Here is a 22,240-nt window from a genome sequence, read left to right as displayed (position 1 = left end):
AGACTACTTATTCTGGCAAAACAGTTTTAACACCATCTGGTGAACCAACAAGCAATACATCTGCCCCACGGTTTGCAAACAAGCCGTTAGTCACTACACCTACAATAGCGTTTAGCTGAGTTTCAAGAGCCTTAGGGTCAAGAATTTTGTAGTTGTACATATCTAGAATAACGTTGCCGTTATCTGTCACTACACCTTCACGGTAAACAGGATCACCGCCAAGTTTAACCAATTCACGGGCAACATAAGAACGTGCCATTGGGATCACTTCAATTGGAAGAGGGAACTCGCCTAACACGTCAACTTGCTTGGTATTATCAACGATACAAACAAATTTCTTTGCTACTGCAGCAACAATTTTTTCGCGAGTTAATGCCGCGCCGCCGCCTTTAATCATATCCATGTGAGCATTGATTTCGTCAGCGCCATCAACATACACTGATAAGTCTGCAACACTGTTCATGTCGAACACTTCAATACCTAATTGCTTCAGCTTTTCAGTCGATGCTTCAGAGCTTGAAACTGCCCCTTGAATGTCATGCTTCATGGTTGCTAATGCATCAATAAAGTGATTTACCGTTGAACCCGTGCCAACGCCAACAATACTGTTTTCTTCAACGTATTTAAGCGCAGCCCAGCCGGCAGCTTTTTTCATTTCATCTTGGGTCATATCAACATCCTAAGGTGGCAAATTTGCAATGGTAAGTATTAAATTTGGCAAGAGTATAGCAAATGCCGGGCTGTTCAAGATATGGCAGTAATTTAATTAATTGCCTCAGCGGTCTCAGAAGTTGACATAGAATAAAGTTCTGCCTGTTTAAAGGCATTTAAAACACGAAAATTAATGTCGCTGGCAAATTTTCGCTCTAGCCTGATATCCATCACATAGGCCTTTATCGTTAACTGAATAAGATGTTCGCCATACTGGTAATCGGTAGCAATATTGACAGTAATGGGTTTATCTAAAAAAGTATAAGGCGAGCATTGAGTTGCCTCTTTTGCCAGTTGTATTGCTTTTAAGTGATCAGCTTCAATGGGGAGATGAAATGTTACCACCACCATTTCATCTAATGCACCACTGTTAGCATTCGACACCGCAGTTTTAAGCGCCTCAGCGTTAGGTATCATTACAGTATTATCATCAAAAGTACGCAGCCAAGTGACACTCCAATCAAGTTGAATTACTTCACCGTAGTGACCTGACAGCGTCACCATATCGCCCACTCGATAAGGTGGGGTAATCATAATAATAAGGCCAGCAATCATGTTTTTGGCTGGCTCTTGTGTGGCCAAACCAAGCACAATACCGATTGAACCAATAACGGCTAAAATCAGATTTTCATGAGGGTTTATGATTTCAGTGATGGTGTAAATTATCACTGTCGCCCAAACCAATAGGCGTACGAAAGGGTATAACCGACTCCAGAGTAATCGGTATTTGGGTAACTTTATGGTTAGCTGCTTCAGTGAGAATTGTACAATAACCATGATTATCCAAGCGAAAAAGCACACTAAGGCGAAGGCAAATAGTTTATCAAATGAGATGATATCTAATATGGCTTGTAAGGCTTTACGAGAATCTTCCATGACTGAGTACTCCTACAAATAAAGCTTGTTGTGATTGACTAAATGGGTCGCAATAAGTCGAGTTAACGTGGGGGTGATAACATAATTATGCTGGGCAAAATCTTGTTTCGAGTAATGTGCCTTTAGCAATCCTTGCCGTGATAGGTACTCAAGCTTTAATGAGCTTTGCTCTACGCTAGTAGCAAATATCTCGGCGTGTTGGAATATACGTAAGCCGCCATGGACATACAATTCGGCAAGACTGAATAAATCTTCATCTGAACATTGTTTGAGTGTGGTGGTATCAGGCGTGCAGATAGGCTCAATGCTTAAAGGGTGATTGGGATCTTCCGTTAATGCATTAAACAGTAAAACACAGGCTAATTTGCTATGGCCACCACTGACTTGGTGCAGCTGTTTAGTGAGTTGATCAAAGGCTGTTTTTTCAGCATCTTCATTGGCTTCATGGATTAATCTAAGGCCAATATTAGTGGTTTTACACTGGATTACATCCCTAAGTTCTAGCAAAGAAAAGTAGTCTAATCTGACTATCGTTTTGACAAAGTTAGTAATGGAGTATTGTGACGATAAACGATGCCATACGTAAGTTTCGCAACCTAATATCCAGCAATGCTGTTGCCTCGTTTCCATAATCACAGTGGCGAACGTTACTAAGGCTTGGTAATTTCCCATCATTCTCAACATTAGTTTGTGAAGGTCATCAATAATAATGATGTGTGAGTCTTGCTGGTTAATCAGTGAAATAGCCGCAGTGATTGATTTAGGTTCATCGGTAATGTTGAAGCAATAGCACAGATTTGCGATGGCCTCTTTAGTGGATAGTGCTGCATGATAAAAACTTAAATAAGTGACCGGCTCTTTTAAATGATACTGGTAATGAAACTGGTTCAAAAAAGAACTGATACCAGAGCCAAATGGGCCAATTACAGCGGTTAACTCTCCTTTATTGTTTTTCCAGCGAGTTATCGCATCAATGACTTTTTGTCGTTGGATATCTCGACCAATAAAAAGGCTGTCATATGTCAATGATGTAGCGGTAACCAAATTCTGGTTCGTCTGTTGTGAGTTTTTTTGAGGGTGTTGAACTGAGCCTAGTTTTGAGCTTAGTACTGAGCTTGGCTCAGAGCTTAGTACTGAGCTTAATTCTGAACTTAGTTCTGCAGTTGGCTCAGTGGATGTGAAAGTAGTGTCTGTTTGAGGCTGGCGATCGGGTCTTATTGGATTATAAAGCAGACTTTTCTCTACTTCTGATGCTATCGGCTTATTACGAGGATAAAGTTGAGTGATTTCTTTGAGGGATAGCTTTCCTTCAATACTATCCCTATCTGGGCTAATGTGAGCTTGCCCTGATAATAAGGTTTTGATTGTTTGCCATGCTTTAGAAACGAGAGGGAGTTGAACATCCATTTAGTGGCAGCCTTCATTTCGGCCTCCTGACGACTAATGTCTTCAAAAAGCTCATTATTCCATTGGTATCACTTAACTCTAGCATAGTTATTCGCATAGTTATTCGCATAGTTACTGGCATAGCTACTCGCATAGTTAATTGTGGTTAAATTAATCGCTTGATTCAATTAGAGTGCGGACAACACGAATAATTTCTGCTTGTTTAGATAGGAATAGGGCATTTATAGGGGGGATGTAACTGGAAATGACGCATTTTTGATACAAAATAATGTGATCTATCTTGGTTGTAATCGGTATTTTTTGATGTGGCCTAAGTGGCTAATCTATTATGTGGTTAACCTATCCTATTTGTAATAATTTTCAGTGATTTAGGTCTCGTTTTTATTATCCAAATTCGCGATAGACTCAATCGGATTTAGTCGTTTTAACTAATAAAAAGTGGTGGATATGATAGCTGCAATTAAACCACATACCCTATAAGGTTATTAGTTATGACAAAGCTAACCTCAGTTGCAATTTTAATTGCCTCAATTTTTTCAATCTCTACTTCACAAGCCAGTGAGCCAATCGAAGTGATTAAACCTGCTGTGATCACTGAGCCTGAAAAAGTAGAATTAGGTAAAATGTTGTTCTTTGAGCCACGTTTATCTATGTCAGGTTTTATCTCTTGTAACTCTTGTCATAACCTATCATTAGGTGGTGTAGATGCTCTACCAACTTCTATTGGTCATGAGTGGCAAGAAGGCCCTATTAACTCACCAACAGTATTGAATGCTGATTATATGTTGGCGCAGTTCTGGGATGGCCGAGCTGCAAACTTGAAAGAACAAGCTGCTGGTCCTATCGATAACCCTAAAGAAATGGGTTACACCCACGACTTAGCTGTAGGCACAATTGCTTCAATGCCAGCTTATGTTGCACGTTTTAAAGAAATCTATGGTTCGGAAGAAGTGAATATTGACCGAATTACTGATGCAATTGCGGTATTTGAAAAGACGCTAGTTACACCGAACAGCCCATTTGATCAGTACCTAGAAGGCGATAAGAAAGCCATAACAGCTGACGCTCAAGCTGGTTACCAGTTGTTTAAAGATAAAGGCTGCGTAGCTTGTCATAACGGTCCAGCTGTTGGTGGCACTATGTACATGAAGATGGGATTAATTAAACCATTTCATACCGATAACCCAGCTGTTGGCCGTAAAGGCGTAACCGGTAAAGAAGCGGATAAATTCGTCTTTAAAGTACCAACACTACGTAATATTGAGCTTACCTACCCGTACTTCCACGACGGTAGTGTATGGACGCTTGAAGAAGCAGTTAACACAATGGCAGACATCCAGTTAGGTCAGGAAATGAGCGAAACTGAGACTAAGCAAATGGTTGATTTCTTAAAGAGCTTAACCGGTGACCAGCCGCAAATTATGTTACCAATTTTGCCGCCGTCAAATGCCAATACACCTCGTCCAGTGCCTTTTAAATAACAGCTATTATTTAAAAAGGCATATTCAGTAAGCTGCTTCATTGTTGTTGAAGCAGTGGAATATTTTCAATTAGTTTCATCACCTAATTGAAGTTCGTTGTAAACTCTCCCTCCCAAAGCCTGTTCAATTTATTGAGCAGGCTTTTTATTTTATTGTTATTAATCAATAAAAAGCACCAATATGTACCTATCACACTTTTAGGTGCCGACTAGGCTTTAAAGGTGTTTCAGCCTATGATATTGCCATTAAGTCATAATAAGAGTCTGGTGTAATGGATACTATCAATATGGATTTCAGTCAGCGGGTGGTAATAAACACTCAGCAACTGATGTGGGATAAAAGCCCAGCAAAAGGTGTTTGGAGAAAAAGGCTTGCCCGTGAAGAAGCGGAGCGCGGCCATGCTACCAGTATTGTTAAATATGATGCGGGCGCGAGTTTCTCATCGCATCCTCATCCATTAGGCGAAGAGATTTTGGTTTTATCTGGGATATTTTCCGATGAAACAGGTGACTACCCTGCGGGCACTTATATTCGTAACCCTGAAGGTTTTAGCCATGCGCCCTTTAGTGAGCAAGGCTGTGAGTTATTAGTTAAGTTACACCAATTTTTACCCAGCGATACAGAGCAAGTTAGAGTTGATACTCGTAATACTGATTGGTTACCAGGCCAAGGCGATTTACAGGTTATGCCATTGCATCAGCATTTAACTGAATCTACCGCTTTAGTATTTTGGCCTGCAGGTTGTCAATTTCAGCCACATCGTCACTTTGGCGGAGAAGAAATTTATGTCATTAGTGGAGAGTTTATTGATGAGCTAGGAAGATATCCTGCTGGCAGTTGGATCCGCAGCCCGCATTTAAGTCAGCATAATCCCTATGTGGAGCAAGATACAGTGATATTGGTTAAGGTGGGTCATTTGATGCCTGCTGAGTAGCTTAAACATCAGTGTTAGCTTGTGATTAAATAAGACAATAAGAATTTGTTTCAATTGACCTTGCTTGCAGTTCTCTTTAAGTTAATTAACTCAATAAGATAAGTTTATTTCTCAGTGAGTTAATATTGCATAAGAGGTTTTAAAATAGTTTATGGCACAACAGACACTTAGCCAGTTTATCGCATCCTTAGCACAACCAGATCAGCTAAAATTTGAACAAACAATGGCTGTGATTGAAGCGAATTATCAATTTACCCCTAGTGCATTTAGTAATGGCGCGCAGCAAAACGCAGCGGGTGAAAATGCCGGTTCATGCAAAGTGTTTGCGTTTGGTATCTTACACCAGTTAAACGAGCAACAAACCTTGAGTTTATTTGGTCAACATTATCGAGATGTAGTGGCCACTCCAGAAGGGAATGACCACCAAAATATCCGTCAATTTATGCAAAATGGTTGGAGTGGCATTACTTTTTCACAAACGGCATTAACGCCGAAAAGTTAGCAGAAGCACTAAAGTTAGTACTAGCTTTAGCGCTAGTGTTAGTTGAGGGAGACGACATTGTTAGTAACCCTCAACCCCTGCCATATCAGGTAATTGGTGAGCAATCCCTTTATGACAATCAATACAGGTTTTCTCGCCACTTTCTAGATAGGTCGAATGCATCTCTGCTGCTCGAGATGATTGTCGGGTAAAGTCCATATAATCAAATTCATGACAATTTCGGCATTCCAGTGAGTTGTTCGCTTTTAAGCGGCGCCATTCATGTTCGGCTAACTCACGACGTTTGGCTTCGAACTTTTCAGGGGTATTTATCGAGCCAACTAGATGTGCCCATATTTCTTTAGATGCCTGCATTTTACGGGCAATTTTATCCGTCCACTTGTGTGGAACATGACAATCATGGCAGGTTGCTCGCACACCACTGCGGTTAGTGAAATGTATGGTTGGTTGCATTTCTTCATAGACATTTTGATGACAACTACTGCAAAACTCTTCGGTACTCGACATTTCAAGAGCGGTATTAAATGCACCCCAAAATATGATCCCCGCAATAAAACCACCAATGACCAAGAAACCTAAGCTGTAATGCACACTGGGCTTTTTGATTACTTGCCAAACTGTATTTAATAATGCTTTTAATTTTTCCATTGTTTGTCCGTAATCTAGGTTAATGGAGTGACTGTTTGAATCTTTGTGTTCGGTTGATGAATTAAATAACTAGCTGCAGTTCTGCTAAAAAGCGTATTGATGTAATGAGTATAAGAGCTATTTAAATCATTGCTTAAATAATGATAAGCGTGAGCGTGAGCGTGAGCATGAGCTTTTAGCATCAACTAACTTCACTACATGGTTGAGTCGGCTTGAGCACTCTTTTGAATAAACCGCTTAATTACAATAGTGTTATTCAGCCCAAATAGATCACTTTTGGGTGGAAGTGGAAGTGGAAGTGGAAGTGAAGGTATAGGTAAAATGAAAGGGAACCGCTATTTGAAAACAGCAAGGGCAGCCCCCTTGCTGATTATTATTGCTTAAATGTCTAATGCACTTAACTTAATTTGGTATAAATTACCTTTGCCATTTTCAATTCGTGTAAAGAATAAATACTCGCCATTAGGTGAAATGATTGGCGTGAATTCATGATCTGCAGTATTCACTTTGTCCCCTAAGCTTTTGGCTACAGTCCAATTACCGTTAATACGATTTGATATGTATAAATCGCCTTTACCTTTGCTGTCTTTACGGTCTTTAATACTGAAAATAATCGTGTTGCCATCACGGGAAACTGCAGAATCGCCAATGTTGCCATTGACGCCATAGATATGGCTTGGCAATGGTTTGGGCTTACTAAAACTGTTTCCTTTTGGCTGAGCAACATACATATGGCGGCCATTATCTCTAAAGGAAGGGAAGTAGAGCTCGCCTTTATCTGTTAATGAAGGGTATAAATCTGCCGCATCTGAGTTCACATCAACTAAGTATTCAGGTGTTTGCCACTGACCATCAAGTTTGCTTGAGCGCCATAAATTGACCTCTGCAGCCTCATCTTCCCCTTTTGCAATCGGGCGCTTTGAGACAAAATATAACTGCGAATAATCAGCACTGTAAAAAGGGTCTGCATCTAAATAGTCACCTGATATTGCAAGTGCAGTTGGTTGCTGCCATTCACCCGATACAAACGATGATTGCATCATAGTGCAGTGGCTAAAGTCATCTTTACAGCGTGCAAAAATCACTTCATTTCCAGCTTTATTAAATACGGTGTTAATTTCAAAATGATCGGGTGTTGAAATAATCCCTGGGGCAAACTCTACTGCTTGGTGGGCTGCTTGTTGATTATGGTAAGCCGGGGCTGCTAATGAAGGATTAGAGACAGTAGCTGTAAAGCAAATAGTTAAACAAGTTGAGGCTATTATTGGTTTTATCATGACTCGCCTTTGCAAATAATTTAAACGTGTTGTGTGGGATGTTCTATGTTGTTTATAAGCAATTCATTTCACCCAAATGGATTGAATCAGCCTAGCTTTAGGGCGGATTCAAGCTTTGTTAATTAGATTGTGGGTGGTTTTGCGAATTACTTGGGGTGAGAGAATACAAGGGTTTGATTCAATAATCTACAGTTATGTGAATTGGTGTTCGCATAATTGCATTTTTAGTTCGAATAAAAAATGTCTTAGGTTCGAGTAAAAATATTTTAAGTTTGAATAAGAAACATCTTGAGTTCGCAAAGTGAATATCTTGAGTTACGCTGAATAACACCTATCGAATATCCGCAGTGGTTTGCAGGTTTCAAATGGCTATAACAGCTTAATGATAACAATGGCCTCTTAATTGGCTTATGGCGCTGATATAGGTTTATGGCGCAAAATTAGGTTAAGATAAATTAAGCTAGAATGGTTATGCTGCTATTGGGTAAAACCTCATAAAGACAGTAATTTAGTTAATATCATTTATGGAATAATAGGTATTGAAATGAATCGAGATAAGTTTGCCCAAGAGCTGAAAACCCTGCGAGAGCAACATGGCTTATCTCAAGAAGAGTTAGCGACGTTACTGGCTAATTCCCACCGCGCTTTTGAAGGGGTTAATCAAGTCACTTTGAGTAAATGGGAAAGAAATGAATCGACTACCAGTTTATTAAGGCGCTTAGGCATCGCAAATTATTTTGGCCAAGAATATGAGTTCGATGCTAAGGAAATGGAGGTCATTACGCCATCCATGAGGTTAAGTGAAATACCGGTAAATCAAGATATTTCATATCACTATGCTATCGACAATGTTGCTTCATACTCGATGGAATCTATCCCTAAATCACTGTGGGATGACATTCTTGCCATTCATAATAAATTGTATGGGTTAGATTTTTTGCGTTTTTATCAAGCAGACCATTTAAATATTGATGACATCATTATCCTTGCATATTACTGTAAGGGAATGATTGTTGGTCATATTGTTTACGATGATAAAACAGATATGCTGCTCAGTGTTGGCTCCATAAGTTTGTCGATCAGAAAACAAGTCCTTGAATATTTAGCCAATGAAATGATGAAAAAGTCATTGGTTATTCCGGTTCAAGATCCTGCTATGACGCAGTTTTTATATGATTTATACCTCACGCCCAAACGGGCTTTGTTTGGCTTATTCTTGTTTAAAGTTGATTCAGTCTCTTTAATTAATAATCCTTTTTACCAGCAGCAACCAGAAAAAAATGGGCAGATATTTAAATACTTAAGGTATTACAGCCAGAAGGTTAAAAAGAAAAGTATTGAGTTCATTTTGTAACTATTACCCAAACATCTCCTATATCATTTGTATTTAATTACCTATAAAACAATATAGTGATAGTTGAGTAATGCCTGTAAATTTCAGTTCTAAACTCGCAGACCTAATTACGCAGGCTATTTCTATGTTGCAAACTTACCTTAAGATGATGTTGTCTTTACCGCTATTTTTACTCCCTCTGTCAGTGCAGGCATCTGAATGTGCACAACAAACGGGATGTGAAAGAAAAGCCTGTGAAATTGAACGTAAAATGGATATTGCGCAACAAAATGGACGCAGCTATCAATATAAAGGGCTAAGTGAAGCCTTGTCAGAAGTTATTGAACATTGCACAGAAGCGGGCATACGCGATGATTTATCGGCAAAAATTGAAAAGTCGAGCGCTGAATTGACTGAGTACCGCGAAGAACTCGATGAAGCTAAAGCCGAAAATGACCAAGAAAAAGTGCATAAATACCAACGTAAAATACTGCAAGAACAAGCTGAGATTAGCGAGTATCAAACCGAGTTGTCGATGCTTACATCGCACTAATCTTAGCTAGTAAATAGAGCCTTATTAACTCATTTACTTGCTAGCAATCAATCTCCCTTCATTAATGAAAGCCATCAATCGTTTGATGGTTTTTTTGAATTTATTACTCGGTCAAAGCTTATCCTTAATCGGTTATCTATTACTTCTAGCGTCATCAATAACTCCTTATCTTTATGATCTGAAAATGAACTATATGCGCTTTTGTTTGCAGCTGTTGATTGATGCTATTCGTTCTGCAGGATAATAACGACTCGCTATCATAATGAACCCTATTTAAAGTAAACCATAGGAAAGTACTTTGGTTGATAAGGGGGAAAGCAAAATTAAAGTCATCATTTGTCTTACTGTCGCTATCTAATACTTAATTATGTGTAAACAAACTGTCATAATACGCCGCACTGTTTTGTTAAGAGGATAATGGCGTCGCAACAATTATTCGCCACTGATGAAACATTTCCGATGATGACCATTGAAAAATAATACTTACAAGGACTGAATATGAAACGCTTGCTCGCCCTGATACTGCTTTGTCAGGCACCATTTGTTGCAGTAAATGACGCTAACTCAAGTGAGATAGTCCATTGGCAAGACAACAGCCTGTCTTATCTTTATGGTGATAACTTTAAAGTTAACCCTGAAATTCAACAAACCATTACTTTTGAGCATGTCAGTGGTTGGAACATTGGTGACTTGTTCATGTTTGTCGACTTTACCAAATACAATGGTGAAGAAGATTTTATAAATGGTAAAACGGCCTATTATGGCGAATTTGCGCCACGTTTTAGTTTTAGCAAAATGTTAGATAAACCTGTAGAAGCAGGGTTTGTAAAAGACGTATTAATTGCCACGACAGTTGAATTTGGTGAAGGCGATGTAGAATCTTTTCTTGTTGGTGCAGGCTTTGATTTAGCCATTCCTGGTTTCGATTTTTTCCAATTAAATATGTATAAACGTCTACCCGATGGCCGCGATGGTGACACATGGCAAATCACCCCAGTTTGGAAGATGAGCTGGCCAGTAGGCGAATCGACAATTGTGTTTGACGGCTTTATTGATTGGGTGGTTGACTCTGATGGCAGCTACGAGAAAAACTTCCATTTTAACCCGCAGCTTAAATATGATTTAGGCAAGCAAGTCGGCATGCGAGATAGCGCGTTATATGTAGGTATTGAATACGACTACTGGAAGAATAAATACGGTATTAAAAGTAGCTCAGGCTTTGATACTGATCAAAGCGTGACAAACTTATTGGTGAAATATCACTTTTAATGGCTAACGTTGCTTTTGGTGGCTAAGTACAGCTTTGATGGGTAAGGGCTACAGTGATGAGAAAAGACATCTGAGTTGAATAATGAATATCGTTTATGTGCTACTACAGCTAAGAACTGCATAAACGATATTCACTTTAGTACTTATCTTATTTGGGATCGCGTAAATAGGTTTTACGATGGGCAAATTGCTGATTAAGTTTGCTCACATCCGCTCGAGTTGGATCTAATACCTTGACTGAACCTTCCTCAGAAACCATATATTTATCGACGGTTTTATTGACAAAATCCACCACAAAAACCGAACCTGTATCTTGTTGAGCGATTGAAGATACTCGCTGCTCTGCAGAACAATCATTACATTCGATAACCGCAGCAGAAGCGCTTGTTGCCATGAAAAACGAAGCAGCTAAAACACATGTAGCAAAAGATAAGTTCATCACGACTTTTTTATTGATAGGCAGGTTATTGATAGAAAGATTATTAGTCGCAACCTGACTGGCAGCACTCTGATGAATAGCCCCCTGACTATTAGCCCCTTTACTATTAGCCCCCTGACTATAAGAAAAACTCTTCATAAAAACTCCTATCATCGATTTTTTGTAAACTGATTGACATTAAATAAAGTGTGATCAATATCACACTTTAATCCTATTGGATAATCTTTGAACTGTCTAGAGTTAACAGAAAATTAACGATTAATGGTTCAACTGATTTTGGGGTAGGAGAGGGGGTAATGATTTGGCTTTTTCTGTTGGCTTATCTTGTTAGGTGCCAGATACTCTAGAGGCATAAAACTTGTGAAAACTTACCCCTAAATAAGTGCCTAAAAAAATTGATAAAGAGCTTAGTAATAAATCAAAAATTATCAGCTCATATGTATAACCAAAGACATCAAAAGAGAAGTAAAAAGTTAGTAGCACTAAGAGGTTCATAAGCCATGAACCAGCACAAATCCAAAGGGACTTAAGATATGGTTGCAGTTGTTCTGTTAAGCCTATAATGAAGAAAACAGCCAAACTGATAGTAAAACTCACGGCATAATTCAACACATAGAACTTTGGGTTAGAAATAGTAGCCGCTTTATCAAAGTAGGCAAGAAGTGTACTGGCTAATAATTGCAATCCAGCAAGAAGGAGTGCATAACCAAGTATTTTCCAGTGCTTCATTTGACCTCCATGTCATCTAGCGCCTATTAGGTGCAGATAATGCTTGGTTATTAATTAGCATTAAAGGTCACTCATGGCGTTTTTGTTAGTTGCTACTTTTTATATCTTAAATGTACATCTCCACCAAAAGACTTTGACCCATTAATGAACTGTTCCCAAGCGGATTTCGCTGTGTATTGTGGGTTTAAATCAGAAATATAATGTATGTGGCTCCCGCCAAACTTCCAGTGATTGTCTTCAGTTGCCATATCTTTGAGATCAAAGTAAAAGAAATGCCAGAATTTAAAATCTAGTGTGTAAAACATATGACCAACAGTCCACTTTCTCTCTTTGAACATTTGGTTTATTTTTGACATTGCTTTTGTTGCATCAACATCGTTATTTACAATGCCTTTTAAATCTTTATCTGTTAAATGAAGGTGTTTCGGTTGATGCTCTCTGCAATGAATTTGATATAAGTATGGAAAAGTATCAAGCTTTTCAGCTTGTGCTAACAAGATAAGTTTAGTGAAACTATCGTTAGATATTTCAATTTTGTTAGCTAGCTTTTTTACTTCCTTGAGTTTTCTGCATTGCATTAATTCTAACAGTGGTTTTAAGCTTGGCGAGTTATCAATCATCGGCTTCCTAGCTCATAGCACCTAAGGTTTGATAGTGCGTATGCAGATTTAATAAACCTATTATTGAAACTTTGCTATCACAAAGTTATTGATTAATAAGCACTCTACCAGACTTCTGTTTGATAAACGAGCATCGGTATTGGGAAAGTTAACATCAGTGATGGGGGAGTTATTTCATTTCCAAACTTTGTTTAGATAGAATCAAAAGTCGTGGCGCTTCGCCCACACCAGACTAAAAGGGAGTGAACTGCGACTCCCTCTTAGAACACCCCGCAGCTCCGGCGAAATTTAAACAGCAAAATTTCCAACGGAGAATCATCCAGCTTTAGCCTATATTTTGAGTCCGCTTCACTAAGCTACAAAAATCACTAACGCTTCCGATGGGGCGTCCCTTCCCCTCGAAAGCTAGCTGGCCATCCATGGCCAGACTCACGTAATTTTCTTGCTTACCTCAATTCAAATTGTGCACTTAAAGAAGGTCAAAAGAGTCATTAATCAAGGTTTCATTGCACTTATAGTGAGATTATGGAATTACAAACGAAGTTGTAGACTAGATAACCCCATTGAAATTGCTGAAATACGTTGAAGAAAATAGCGTAAGCCTGACAGGACGTCAGGCTAGCTTTAGTTGGCCATGGATGGCCTGTCTAAAGCGTTAGCTATATTCGAATAAGTATGAGGCTTGCTCGCTTTTAAGAGCAATTTCGTAGGGGCGGCAAGGGATATCGAAAAGGGAAATGCTGTTGTTTCCCTTTCGTCTGGTGTGGGCGAAGCGCCACGACTTTTCCCTAATTCAAACGAAGTTTGAAAACCCAAAGAGTAACCTTATGATTACTCAGGATCACTCCTTACTCAGGGTCATAGTCCAACACCGGCGCCAACCAACGCTCTGTTTCTTCAAGACTCATGCCTTTACGTTTAGCATAATCTTCGACCTGATCTTTACCCACATTAGTCACGCCAAAGTAGCGTGATTTAGGATGAGCGAAGTACCAACCTGATACTGCAGCGGTTGGGAACATCGCATAACTTTCTGTGATGTTAAGGCCGATGGTTTCATCTGGCTTGAGCAAGTCCCACAATAAGCCTTTTTCAGTGTGATCAGGACACGCTGGGTAACCAGGCGCTGGTCGAATTCCTTTGTATTTTTCACGAATAAGCGCTTCGTTATCTAATACTTCGTCTGCTGCATAACCCCAAAATTCTTTACGAACGCGTTCATGCATGCGCTCGGCAAACGCTTCAGCTAATCGGTCAGCAAGGCATTTGAGCATAATGGCGTTGTAGTCATCATGGTTGGCTTCAAAGCGCTCGACATGTTCATCAATGCCATGACCTGCAGTGACTGCGAATCCGCCCATGTAATCGGCGACTCCTGAGTCTTTAGGCGCAACAAAGTCAGATAAACAGAAGTTGTCATTGCCTACACGCTCTAACTGCATGCGCAGATGGTGAGTGGTCATTTCAACGCTGCTGCGACTTTCATCGGTGTAAATCTCAATGTCATCATGGTTAACGGTATTCGCTGGGAATAATCCCATTACCGCTTTTGCCGTGAGCCATTTTTCACTGATGATAGTTTCAAGCATCGCTTTACCGTCAGCGTAGAGTTTACGGGCTTCTTCACCGACGACTTCGTCTTCTAAAATGTCAGGAAAACGACCGTGTAGCTCCCAGCTTCTGAAAAACGGTGTCCAGTCGATACGATCCACTAGGTCTTCTAATGGATAATCATCAAACACTTGGCGGCCAAGTACATTCGGTTTAAATGGGGTGTGATTGTCCCAATCATGTTTACAGCGGTTTTCTCGAGCAGCTTCAATAGGCACGATAGTTTTACGTTTGGTTTGCGATAAACGTTTTTCACGCATCACATCGTATTCGGCATAAGCTTCATCGATAGTGGCTTGGCGGGTGTTGTTATTAATTAACTTCGATACCATAGGCACTGCGCGTGAGGCGTCAGCAATATAGATAGCACCATGTGGATAATGAGGCGCAATTTTAACTGCTGTGTGAATTTTTGAACAAGTTGCACCGCCAATAATGGCTGGAATGGTTAAACCTTCACGGTGGAAAGTTTTCACGTTATGTACCATTTCATCAAGGCTTGGAGTAATGAGCCCTGACATGCCGATAATATCGATATTGTGCTCTTTTACGGCTTCAAGGATTTTATCAACGGCGACCATTACGCCTAAATCAACCACTTCATAACCGTTACAGGCGAGTACCACGCCGACAATGTTTTTGCCGATATCATGCACATCGCCTTTTACGGTGACCATTAGGATTCGGCCATTAGACTGGCCTTCAACTTTTTCGGCTTCAATGTACGGATTGAGGTAAGCCACGGCTTTTTTCATCACGCGGGCAGACTTAACCACTTGTGGCAGGAACATTTTGCCTGCGCCAAATAAGTCACCCACCACGTTCATGCCATTCATTAATGGCCCTTCAATGACATCTAATGGGCGAGTGGCTTGCTGTCTTGCTTCTTCGGTATCGTCATCAATAAATTCAGTAATACCTTTTACCAGTGCGTGGGATAAACGCTCTTCTACTGGCCAGCTGCGCCATGCTAAATCTTCTTTTTTAGCGGCTTGCTTGCCGTCGCCGCGGAATTTTTCAGCAACATCAAGCAACTGCTCGGTATTGGTGGAATCGGCAATAGGACATGGCAGGTTTTGAACTACGTTCTCAACTTTTTCTTTAAGCTCTGGGTCGATATCGTCATAAATCGCCAATTGACCTGCGTTAACAATACCCATGTCCATACCTGCTTGAATCGCATGATATAAGAACACAGCATGGATCGCTTCACGCACTGGGTTGTTGCCACGGAACGAGAACGAGACATTAGACACACCACCTGAAATCATCGCATAAGGCAAGGTGGCTTTAATGTCTTTAATCGACTCAATAAAGTCGACGGCGTAGTTATCATGCTCATCAATACCGGTGGCAATGGCAAAGATATTCGGGTCGAAAATAATGTCTTCTGGTGGAAAGCCAACTACATCAACAAGTACTCGATATGCGCGAGTACAAATCTCGGTTTTACGGGCGCGGGTGTCAGCTTGACCGTCTTCATCAAACGCCATCACAATCGCTGCAGCGCCATAACGCTTAACGAGTGTGGCTTGTTTGATAAAGGCTTCTTCACCTTCTTTCATCGAAATAGAGTTAACGATGGACTTGCCTTGTACGCACTTAAGGCCTGCTTCGATCACGTCCCATTTTGATGAATCAATCATGATAGGTACGCGGGAAATATCCGGCTCAGAGGCGATTAAGTTTAAGAACTTTTTCATCGACTCGGCGCCATCTAGCATGCCTTCATCCATGTTGACGTCGATGATTTGCGCGCCGTTTTCTACTTGCTCACGCACCACATCTAAGGCTTCTTCAAACTTTTCTTCTTTGATTAGACGCAGGAATTTAGCTGAGCCGGTTACGTTAGCGCGCTCGCCGACGTTAACAAACAGCGAGTCGCCATCAATGGTTAATGGCTCTAATCCTGAAAGGCGACAAGCCACTGGAATTTCGGGTAATTGACGAGGGGCGTGATTAATCACGGATTCGCGAATGGTATTAATATGATCTGGAGTACTACCACAACAACCACCGACGATATTGAGCATGCCTTCACGTGCCCAGTCACTAATGACCTCAGCCATTTCTTCTGGGGTTTCATCATAGCCGCCAAACTCATTTGGCAGACCAGCATTAGGGTGAGCAGAAACAAAACACTCTGAGATGCGAGATAATTCTTCAACGTATGGGCGCAGCTCTTTTGGGCCTAACGCACAGTTAAGACCAATCGACAGCGGTTTAATGTGGCGCAGCGAATTGTAAAACCCTTCGGTAGTTTGTCCGGTAAGAGTGCGGCCAGAGGCATCAGTAATCGTGCCTGAAATCATCACAGGTAAGCGGTCACCTAAGTCATCAAAAACTTTCTCGATGGCAAATAGTGCCGCTTTGGCATTTAAGGTATCAAAGATGGTTTCAACCATAATGATATCTGCGCCGCCTTCAATTAAGGCGTTGGTAGACTCAACATAGGCATCGACCAGTTCATCAAAACTTACATTACGAAAACTAGGGTCGTTAACATCTGGGCTGATTGAACAGGTTCGGTTGGTTGGACCTAAAACACCAGCAACATAGCGTGGGCTGCCAGTTTGTGCGGCAACCTCGTCGGCAGCTTCACGGGCAACGCGAGCACCCTCAAGGTTAATTTCGGCTGATAACGACTGCATGTCGTAATCGGCCATAGCAATAGTGGTGGCGTTAAATGTATTGGTTTCAATGATGTCTGCGCCAGACAGCATGTACTTGGTATGAATGTCTTTGATAATTTGACGTTGGCTTAACACCAACATGTCGTTGTTACCTTTTACGTCACAATGCCAATCTTTAAAACGTTCACCGCGGTAATCTGCTTCTTCCAATTTGTAGTCTTGGATCATGGTGCCCATGGCGCCATCAAGAATCACAATACGTTCATTTAGCGTATTGGTAAGTTGTTCTAGAACCTGACTGTAGGAAGTCGACTTCGTCATATCGGATTACCTTTATTGCAATATTTAATTGGTGCTATTGGCCAATCAATTGAGTGATGAAGCAGTGCGATTAATAAAAATAGCATACCTTTATTTGGTAAATAAAAGGCGGCTTATATTGAAAATCCCTGCAGAAATATTCAGCCTCAATCTCATCTTTAATCCTACCTTTAAGGTGGATTAGATATTTGTTTGGACATTTAAACGTATAGACGTCCATAATACGTTTAAATAGATTGTAAGAGCAAGGGCATAACAGAAGTAAGCGGGCTACAAATTTGAATTCTGTGTCTTTGAAATCTTTATAATCGCTAATTTTACCAAGTAGACAGTATTGTTATGAAGATGGGGTATCGGTAAGTTGCTGATGATATTGGCGAATTTTCTTGCTAGTTTGAAGGTAATAGTTATTAGTGTTAGCTGCTAACTAATGTAGTGAGAAGAGTGCAGCGAGCTAATATTTACAGCTATTACTTATAGCTAATGTTTGGGTTAGCGCTTAGGGCTAATGTTTAGAACTAATGCTTAGGGCTAATGTTTAGAACTAGCGCTTAGGACTAATGTTTAAAGCTAATACCTAGAGCTAATACCAACAACAAATAGCTAACTTTTAAGGTTAAGTGTTTCCAAAAGAATGTTTGAGAAGGTGAATCGTTGATATGAAACAGGCCAAAATAATATTACTGCGTCATGGTCAGTGCGAGGGCGGTAATATTCTACGGGGAAAAACTGATGTTTCTTTATCGCCGCTAGGTTGGGCCAATATGGAAACTGCCATTAAAAAGCTGGAATTGGTTCGCCAAGCCCGGTCTGTTTCAATCTATAGCTCACCTTTGCTGCGTTGTCGTCAATTTGCCGAAGATACGGTCGCTGATATTAATCAGTCATGTTTGTTCGCTAATCACTTACCTGAGCAAGATGCTCAAACATCGACAGTCACCCCGCTGAAAATACAGCTCATGCCAGAGTTTCAAGAAATTGATTTTGGTGATTGGGATGGGCAAACCTTTGATGCTTTATATCAAGCAGATCCGCAGGCGTTAGATTTGTACTGGGACAATCCATGGGAAAATACACCGCCTAATGGCGAGCTTATGACGGAATTTGAAGCCAGAGTTACAGGTGGACTTAATGAGGTGACGCAGCAGCTTGAGTCGCAACTGAAACAAAAGCAGCAAGAGGTTTTTGAACCCTCGCAAGAGAACACCGTCACAGCACTAATTGTCACCCATGGTGGCGTGATAAGACATATTATTAGCCTGATACTTGGGCTTGAACGCTGCAAAGGCTTATATGCGCAATTAGCCATTGATTATGCTGCTAGTGTCGTTATTGATGTGTATTGGCCTGAAGCTCAATCATCAAGTCATCACAGCGTTGATGGCAACATTGATGGTAATAGTGTTAATACGGATAAAAATGTAAATAGCGACAAGGTTAAGCCTGTGTATCGCCTGAATTGGCCAAGTTAAAAAATTACTTAAAAGGTCATTAACTCAGTGAGATATGTCGTACAATAGTGCGATAAGATTGTTAGCCTGAAATCAGGTTGTTTTTACAAACAAAATCGCGTTAATTTGTTGCTAGAGTTAATCTGTATTAACTGGCTGCAAATGAATAGGGAATCATGGTTCTCGTAAGTTCACTTACGATGATTAGCATGAACTGTACCCGCAACTGTAATGTGAAATACACTTAGCTTAGACAGGCTGTTATTTCATAAAGTCAGATACCTAGCGCTATTTTTCAAGCTGTTATCAGCGTTATACAACCTGTGCGGGTGACTCAGGCGGAGTGTGAATGTTTTTAATAAGTAAGTGCCCCTTATTGGGCAGAGCTGCATATTTAATGGCTAAGGCGATTAATCTATGAGTTCAAACCTTTCTTCAGCGTTAAGCGTTGAACACCTCAGCTGGTCTGTTGATGATAATCAGATCCTCTCACAAGTTAATTTTGCCTTACAACAAGGTGAAATGCTCGGGCTTATTGGCCCCAATGGCGCAGGTAAATCTAGCTTACTGCGTTGCCTTTATCGTTATATCACCCCAGACCAAGGGCAAGTTAAGCTGTTTGGGCAAAATATTAGCGACTTTAGCCAAAAGCAATTGGCTACCAAAGTCGCCGTGGTGCAGCAAGAAACCCCACATTATTTCGAAATGACCACTGATCAAATTGTCGCGATGGGGTTAACGCCCCATAAAGGCTTGTTTGAATCTGACTCCCAAGCAGACAAACGTCATATTGCCGAAGCACTTGAAAAAGTGGGTTTGCAACTTAAAGCTAAACAGCAATATGAACAGTTATCGGGGGGGAAAAACAACGGGCGTTAATTGCGCGCGCCATTGTGCAACAGCCGCAGCTATTGATCCTTGATGAGCCGACAAATCATTTGGATATTCGTTATCAAATTCAAATATTAGAGTTAGTCAGACAGCTAGGTATTAGCGTTATTGCCTCGATTCATGATTTGAATTTGGCTAGTGCGGTATGCGACCGTTTGTTGCTATTGGATAAAGGCCAATGTATGGCGCAGGGTTTACCTGATGAGGTGTTAACAGAAGCGATAATCGGTGATGTCTTTGGCGTTTGCTGTCAGGTATCTAAACATCCTCAACATGGTAAACCTTTGATTACTTATTTTTATGGCTATCAAAGCGATCATTCCCATGGCATGGAGAATGATTCATGACATTGGCAGCCTCATCTATGAAATATAAAGCGTTAATAGTGGCGACGGCTTTATTAACCCTGATAACCCCTATAGCTGCAGCGAGTTTTGGTGCCGCTAATATCAGTTTTGAGCAAGTGCTCAGCTTGTTTACGTCATCTATTTTTGGCGCAGACCCGATAAGCTCTGATGGTACGAGTGCGATAACCCAGCGAATTGTGTTTGAACTGCGCTTACCTCGCATAATGCTGGCCTTTATCGCTGGTGCAGGTTTAGCGTTAGCGGGCAGCGTGTTGCAAACTGTCACCCGAAACCCATTAGCAGATCCCTATTTATTTGGTATAAGTTCTGGTGCCTCTTTTGGCGCTGTTTTAGTGTTGAGCTTTTTTGGTAGCCAAGGATTAGTACAGCAGTGGCTTGCTGAATCTGGCAGTCATTTGGCCGATGCCATTTTGCGTTCTGGCTGGTTTAATAACGATGCTTGGTGGTCTTGGTCATCCCTAAGTTTGCCTATTGGCGCCTTTATCGGGGCATGCTTCTCGGTATTACTGGTTTTGTCATTATCGGGCTTTGGCCGTGCAAGCCAAGTCGAGAGAATGCTGTTATCGGGTGTGGCAACCTCATTTATGTTTGGTGCGCTCACCAGTTTAGTCTTGTATTTTTCGAGTCCCCAAGCGGCGGCATCAGTACTGTTTTGGAGTCTAGGCAGTTTTGCGAAAGCGAGCTGGCAAGGTCTGGTTATACCTGCTGTCGTTGTAAGCAGTAGTATATTGATTATTCTGGCATTTAAGCGTCAAGTTATCGCCATACAAGCAGGGGATGAAACCGCACACTCCTTAGGGGTAAACGTCTCGAAATTACGTTTATATATGTTGATTTTGTGCTCGTTAATTACTGCTGTATTAGTCGCAAGTTGTGGCGGTATTGGTTTTGTAGGGCTAATGATTCCCCATACCGTGAGGTTACTGTTTCCTGGGCAGCAACCCATTTTAACTACCGCACTCGTTGGCGGATTATTCATGGTTTGGATTGATGTACTTGCCCGCTGTTTACTTGCCAATCAAGAGTTACCAGTGGGGATCATCACTGCTGCGATTGGTAGTGTGTTCTTCTTATTTGTTTTACGCCATCGTCGATAAGACGCTGTTTTGGAGTATAAAAATGTTTGCAGTAGATCCTATTAACCATCATATCGATGAACAGATCCAACATAAAATAAACCAAAAAACTAAGCCTCTAGGGGCTTTAGGCCTATTAGAAACACTGGCAACGCAAATTGCTAAAGTGCAGTTTGCTAAACAATTTAATGGCAGACACAAATTATTTATTAAGCAGCCAGCCATGTTGGTGTTTGCAGGTGATCATGGTATTGCGGCCCACGGGGTGTCTATTGCGCCAAGTGAAGTGACTAAACAAATGGTGGCAAATTTTGCATCAGGCGGTGCGGCAATTAATGTTTTTTGCCGCCAAATGGGCTTAAACCTTGAAGTGATTGACTGTGGAATGCTAACTCCAAGCGATCATCCAAGTGTCACTAATCATCGATTGGGTTCAGGTACACAAGCGATTCATCAAAAGCCAGCCATGAGTTTATTGTCGGTTAAAGATGGCTTTAGTTATGCCAATGAAGTGGTGCAGCGTCATTATGACTCTGGTTGTAATTTAATTGCCCTTGGTGAGATGGGCATTGGTAATACATCATCAGCCGCTGCAGTTATGGCTGCATTATTGAAGCTTGATGTGAAAGACTGCGTTGGCCGCGGCACTGGCATTAACGATGAAGCCTTTGCGTTAAAAACTGAATTATTAACTGTAGCGATGAACTTACACCGCAATAAGCTCAACGACCCTGTAAATATTTTGGCGTGTTTGGGGGCTTTGAAATTGTGCAAATGACCGGAGCGATTTTAGCTGCTGCTGAAAAAAGAATGTTAGTGGTGATTGATGGCTTTATTGCAACAGCTGCGGCCTTAGCTGCTGTAGCGCTGCATCCAGATGCCCGTGGATATTTGATTTTTGCCCATCAATCAGATGAGCAAGGCCATGTGAAAATGCTTGAAGCACTAGATGCAAAGCCTGTTCTATCATTGGGTTTACGATTAGGTGAGGGCACAGGCGCAGCGCTTGCACTGCCGATTATTGAAGCTTCGGTAAATTTTTACAATGAAATGGCCAGCTTTGAAAATGCTGGTGTGAGCAATGTGGTTTAAAAATAACATTTTTAAACT

Annotated in this window: 17 protein-coding genes and 2 pseudogenes; 10 read left to right on the top strand and 9 right to left on the bottom strand. The window is 40.9% G+C overall.

Annotated features, from left to right (window positions below; genetic code table 11):
• Positions 1–7 precede the first annotated feature (7 nt).
• From rpiA to AC0L4E_RS14745, 3 genes are all read right to left on the bottom strand, one after another.
• On the bottom strand, positions 8–670 hold the full coding sequence (gene rpiA / locus AC0L4E_RS14755; RefSeq protein WP_220751898.1) for a ribose-5-phosphate isomerase RpiA: 663 nt from the start codon (positions 668–670) through the stop codon (positions 8–10).
• A gap of 92 nt (positions 671–762) precedes the next feature.
• A complete protein-coding gene (locus tag AC0L4E_RS14750) occupies positions 763–1,587 on the bottom strand; it encodes a mechanosensitive ion channel family protein (RefSeq protein ID WP_473679805.1) in 825 nt (274 codons plus the stop codon).
• Positions 1,588–1,599: 12 nt separating this feature from the next.
• Positions 1,600–2,994 (bottom strand): hypothetical protein, encoded by a 1,395-nt coding sequence (locus tag AC0L4E_RS14745; protein WP_473679804.1) that lies wholly within the window; start codon positions 2,992–2,994, stop codon positions 1,600–1,602.
• A gap of 491 nt (positions 2,995–3,485) precedes the next feature.
• Between AC0L4E_RS14745 and AC0L4E_RS14740 the strand changes: the two genes are divergently transcribed.
• From AC0L4E_RS14740 to AC0L4E_RS14730, 3 genes are all read left to right on the top strand, one after another.
• A complete protein-coding gene (locus tag AC0L4E_RS14740) occupies positions 3,486–4,475 on the top strand; it encodes a cytochrome-c peroxidase (protein WP_473679803.1) in 990 nt (329 codons plus the stop codon).
• A gap of 271 nt (positions 4,476–4,746) precedes the next feature.
• A complete protein-coding gene (locus AC0L4E_RS14735; RefSeq protein ID WP_473679802.1) occupies positions 4,747–5,409 on the top strand; it encodes a cupin domain-containing protein in 663 nt (220 codons plus the stop codon).
• Between the two features lie 151 nt (positions 5,410–5,560).
• Positions 5,561–5,911: a HopJ type III effector protein gene (locus AC0L4E_RS14730; protein ID WP_473679801.1), complete on the top strand. Its 351-nt coding sequence runs from the start codon at positions 5,561–5,563 to the stop codon at positions 5,909–5,911.
• Positions 5,912–5,971: 60 nt separating this feature from the next.
• Here AC0L4E_RS14730 and AC0L4E_RS14725 read toward each other — a convergent pair whose 3' ends face one another.
• Positions 5,972–6,559, bottom strand: coding sequence for a NapC/NirT family cytochrome c (locus AC0L4E_RS14725; protein ID WP_473679800.1), 588 nt, complete (start codon positions 6,557–6,559; stop codon positions 5,972–5,974).
• A 380-nt stretch (positions 6,560–6,939) separates the two neighbouring features.
• Entirely contained in the window at positions 6,940–7,836 is an 897-nt protein-coding gene (locus AC0L4E_RS14720) for a TolB family protein (protein ID WP_473679799.1), read from the bottom strand.
• A gap of 544 nt (positions 7,837–8,380) precedes the next feature.
• Between AC0L4E_RS14720 and AC0L4E_RS14715 the strand changes: the two genes are divergently transcribed.
• The 3 genes from AC0L4E_RS14715 to AC0L4E_RS14705 all read left to right on the top strand — a co-directional run bounded on the left by AC0L4E_RS14715 (position 8,381) and on the right by AC0L4E_RS14705 (position 10,991).
• A complete protein-coding gene (locus AC0L4E_RS14715; RefSeq protein ID WP_473679798.1) occupies positions 8,381–9,190 on the top strand; it encodes a helix-turn-helix domain-containing protein in 810 nt (269 codons plus the stop codon).
• Between the two features lie 70 nt (positions 9,191–9,260).
• Complete coding sequence (locus tag AC0L4E_RS14710) at positions 9,261–9,722, top strand: DUF1090 domain-containing protein (RefSeq protein ID WP_473679797.1); 462 nt, start codon at positions 9,261–9,263, stop codon at positions 9,720–9,722.
• Between the two features lie 498 nt (positions 9,723–10,220).
• Entirely contained in the window at positions 10,221–10,991 is a 771-nt protein-coding gene (locus tag AC0L4E_RS14705; protein WP_473679796.1) for a DUF5020 family protein, read from the top strand.
• 148 nt (positions 10,992–11,139) lie between these two features.
• Here the strand turns inward: AC0L4E_RS14705 and AC0L4E_RS14700 are convergent, their stop codons facing one another.
• From AC0L4E_RS14700 to metH, 4 genes are all read right to left on the bottom strand, one after another.
• Complete coding sequence (locus AC0L4E_RS14700) at positions 11,140–11,568, bottom strand: hypothetical protein (RefSeq protein ID WP_473679795.1); 429 nt, start codon at positions 11,566–11,568, stop codon at positions 11,140–11,142.
• A 189-nt stretch (positions 11,569–11,757) separates the two neighbouring features.
• Positions 11,758–12,159 carry a hypothetical protein gene (locus tag AC0L4E_RS14695; protein ID WP_473679794.1) on the bottom strand — a complete coding sequence of 134 codons (402 nt, stop codon included), beginning with the start codon at positions 12,157–12,159 and terminating at the stop codon, positions 11,758–11,760.
• Positions 12,160–12,251: 92 nt separating this feature from the next.
• The gene (locus AC0L4E_RS14690; RefSeq protein WP_473679793.1) at positions 12,252–12,779 is read right to left on the bottom strand and encodes a hypothetical protein; all 528 of its coding nucleotides are present in this window, start codon (positions 12,777–12,779) and stop codon (positions 12,252–12,254) included.
• An 848-nt stretch (positions 12,780–13,627) separates the two neighbouring features.
• Entirely contained in the window at positions 13,628–17,344 is a 3,717-nt protein-coding gene (gene metH, locus AC0L4E_RS14685) for a methionine synthase (protein WP_473679792.1), read from the bottom strand.
• A gap of 659 nt (positions 17,345–18,003) precedes the next feature.
• Between metH and AC0L4E_RS14680 the strand changes: the two genes are divergently transcribed.
• The 4 genes and pseudogenes from AC0L4E_RS14680 to cobT all read left to right on the top strand — a co-directional run bounded on the left by AC0L4E_RS14680 (position 18,004) and on the right by cobT (position 22,222).
• The gene (locus AC0L4E_RS14680; RefSeq protein WP_473679791.1) at positions 18,004–18,816 is read left to right on the top strand and encodes a histidine phosphatase family protein; all 813 of its coding nucleotides are present in this window, start codon (positions 18,004–18,006) and stop codon (positions 18,814–18,816) included.
• A 396-nt stretch (positions 18,817–19,212) separates the two neighbouring features.
• Positions 19,213–20,033: pseudogene (locus tag AC0L4E_RS14675) on the top strand (ABC transporter ATP-binding protein).
• Positions 20,030–21,151: a FecCD family ABC transporter permease gene (locus AC0L4E_RS14670; RefSeq protein ID WP_473679790.1), complete on the top strand. Its 1,122-nt coding sequence runs from the start codon at positions 20,030–20,032 to the stop codon at positions 21,149–21,151. The pseudogene AC0L4E_RS14675 and the gene AC0L4E_RS14670 overlap by 4 nt, the downstream one beginning before the upstream one ends.
• Positions 21,045–22,222: pseudogene (cobT, locus tag AC0L4E_RS14665) on the top strand (nicotinate-nucleotide--dimethylbenzimidazole phosphoribosyltransferase). Before AC0L4E_RS14670 ends, cobT begins: the two are co-directional and overlap by 107 nt.
• Positions 22,223–22,240 lie beyond the last annotated feature (18 nt).

This window comes from Shewanella sp. GJ50-10, from assembly GCF_055808815.1.
Note: the sequence above shows the minus strand (reverse complement) of the source record. Positions and strands in the feature narration are given on the sequence as shown.

Bases quoted from the DNA above. Each gene is read 5' to 3' on its own strand.
- AC0L4E_RS14700 (WP_473679795.1), bottom strand. From the start codon at position 11,568: ATGAAGAGTTTTTCTTATAGTCAGGGGGCTAATAGTAAAGGGGCTAAT.
- rpiA (WP_220751898.1), bottom strand. From the start codon at position 670: ATGACCCAAGATGAAATGAAAAAAGCTGCCGGCTGGGCTGCGCTTAAA.
- AC0L4E_RS14735 (WP_473679802.1), top strand. From the start codon at position 4,747: ATGGATACTATCAATATGGATTTCAGTCAGCGGGTGGTAATAAACACT.
- AC0L4E_RS14730 (WP_473679801.1), top strand. From the start codon at position 5,561: ATGGCACAACAGACACTTAGCCAGTTTATCGCATCCTTAGCACAACCA.
- AC0L4E_RS14740 (WP_473679803.1), top strand. From the start codon at position 3,486: ATGACAAAGCTAACCTCAGTTGCAATTTTAATTGCCTCAATTTTTTCA.
- AC0L4E_RS14725 (WP_473679800.1), bottom strand. From the start codon at position 6,559: ATGGAAAAATTAAAAGCATTATTAAATACAGTTTGGCAAGTAATCAAA.
- AC0L4E_RS14695 (WP_473679794.1), bottom strand. From the start codon at position 12,159: ATGAAGCACTGGAAAATACTTGGTTATGCACTCCTTCTTGCTGGATTG.
- AC0L4E_RS14710 (WP_473679797.1), top strand. From the start codon at position 9,261: ATGCCTGTAAATTTCAGTTCTAAACTCGCAGACCTAATTACGCAGGCT.
- AC0L4E_RS14705 (WP_473679796.1), top strand. From the start codon at position 10,221: ATGAAACGCTTGCTCGCCCTGATACTGCTTTGTCAGGCACCATTTGTT.
- AC0L4E_RS14715 (WP_473679798.1), top strand. From the start codon at position 8,381: ATGAATCGAGATAAGTTTGCCCAAGAGCTGAAAACCCTGCGAGAGCAA.
- metH (WP_473679792.1), bottom strand. From the start codon at position 17,344: ATGACGAAGTCGACTTCCTACAGTCAGGTTCTAGAACAACTTACCAAT.
- AC0L4E_RS14720 (WP_473679799.1), bottom strand. From the start codon at position 7,836: ATGATAAAACCAATAATAGCCTCAACTTGTTTAACTATTTGCTTTACA.
- AC0L4E_RS14670 (WP_473679790.1), top strand. From the start codon at position 20,030: ATGACATTGGCAGCCTCATCTATGAAATATAAAGCGTTAATAGTGGCG.
- AC0L4E_RS14750 (WP_473679805.1), bottom strand. From the start codon at position 1,587: ATGGAAGATTCTCGTAAAGCCTTACAAGCCATATTAGATATCATCTCA.
- AC0L4E_RS14680 (WP_473679791.1), top strand. From the start codon at position 18,004: ATGAAACAGGCCAAAATAATATTACTGCGTCATGGTCAGTGCGAGGGC.
- AC0L4E_RS14690 (WP_473679793.1), bottom strand. From the start codon at position 12,779: ATGATTGATAACTCGCCAAGCTTAAAACCACTGTTAGAATTAATGCAA.
- AC0L4E_RS14745 (WP_473679804.1), bottom strand. From the start codon at position 2,994: ATGGATGTTCAACTCCCTCTCGTTTCTAAAGCATGGCAAACAATCAAA.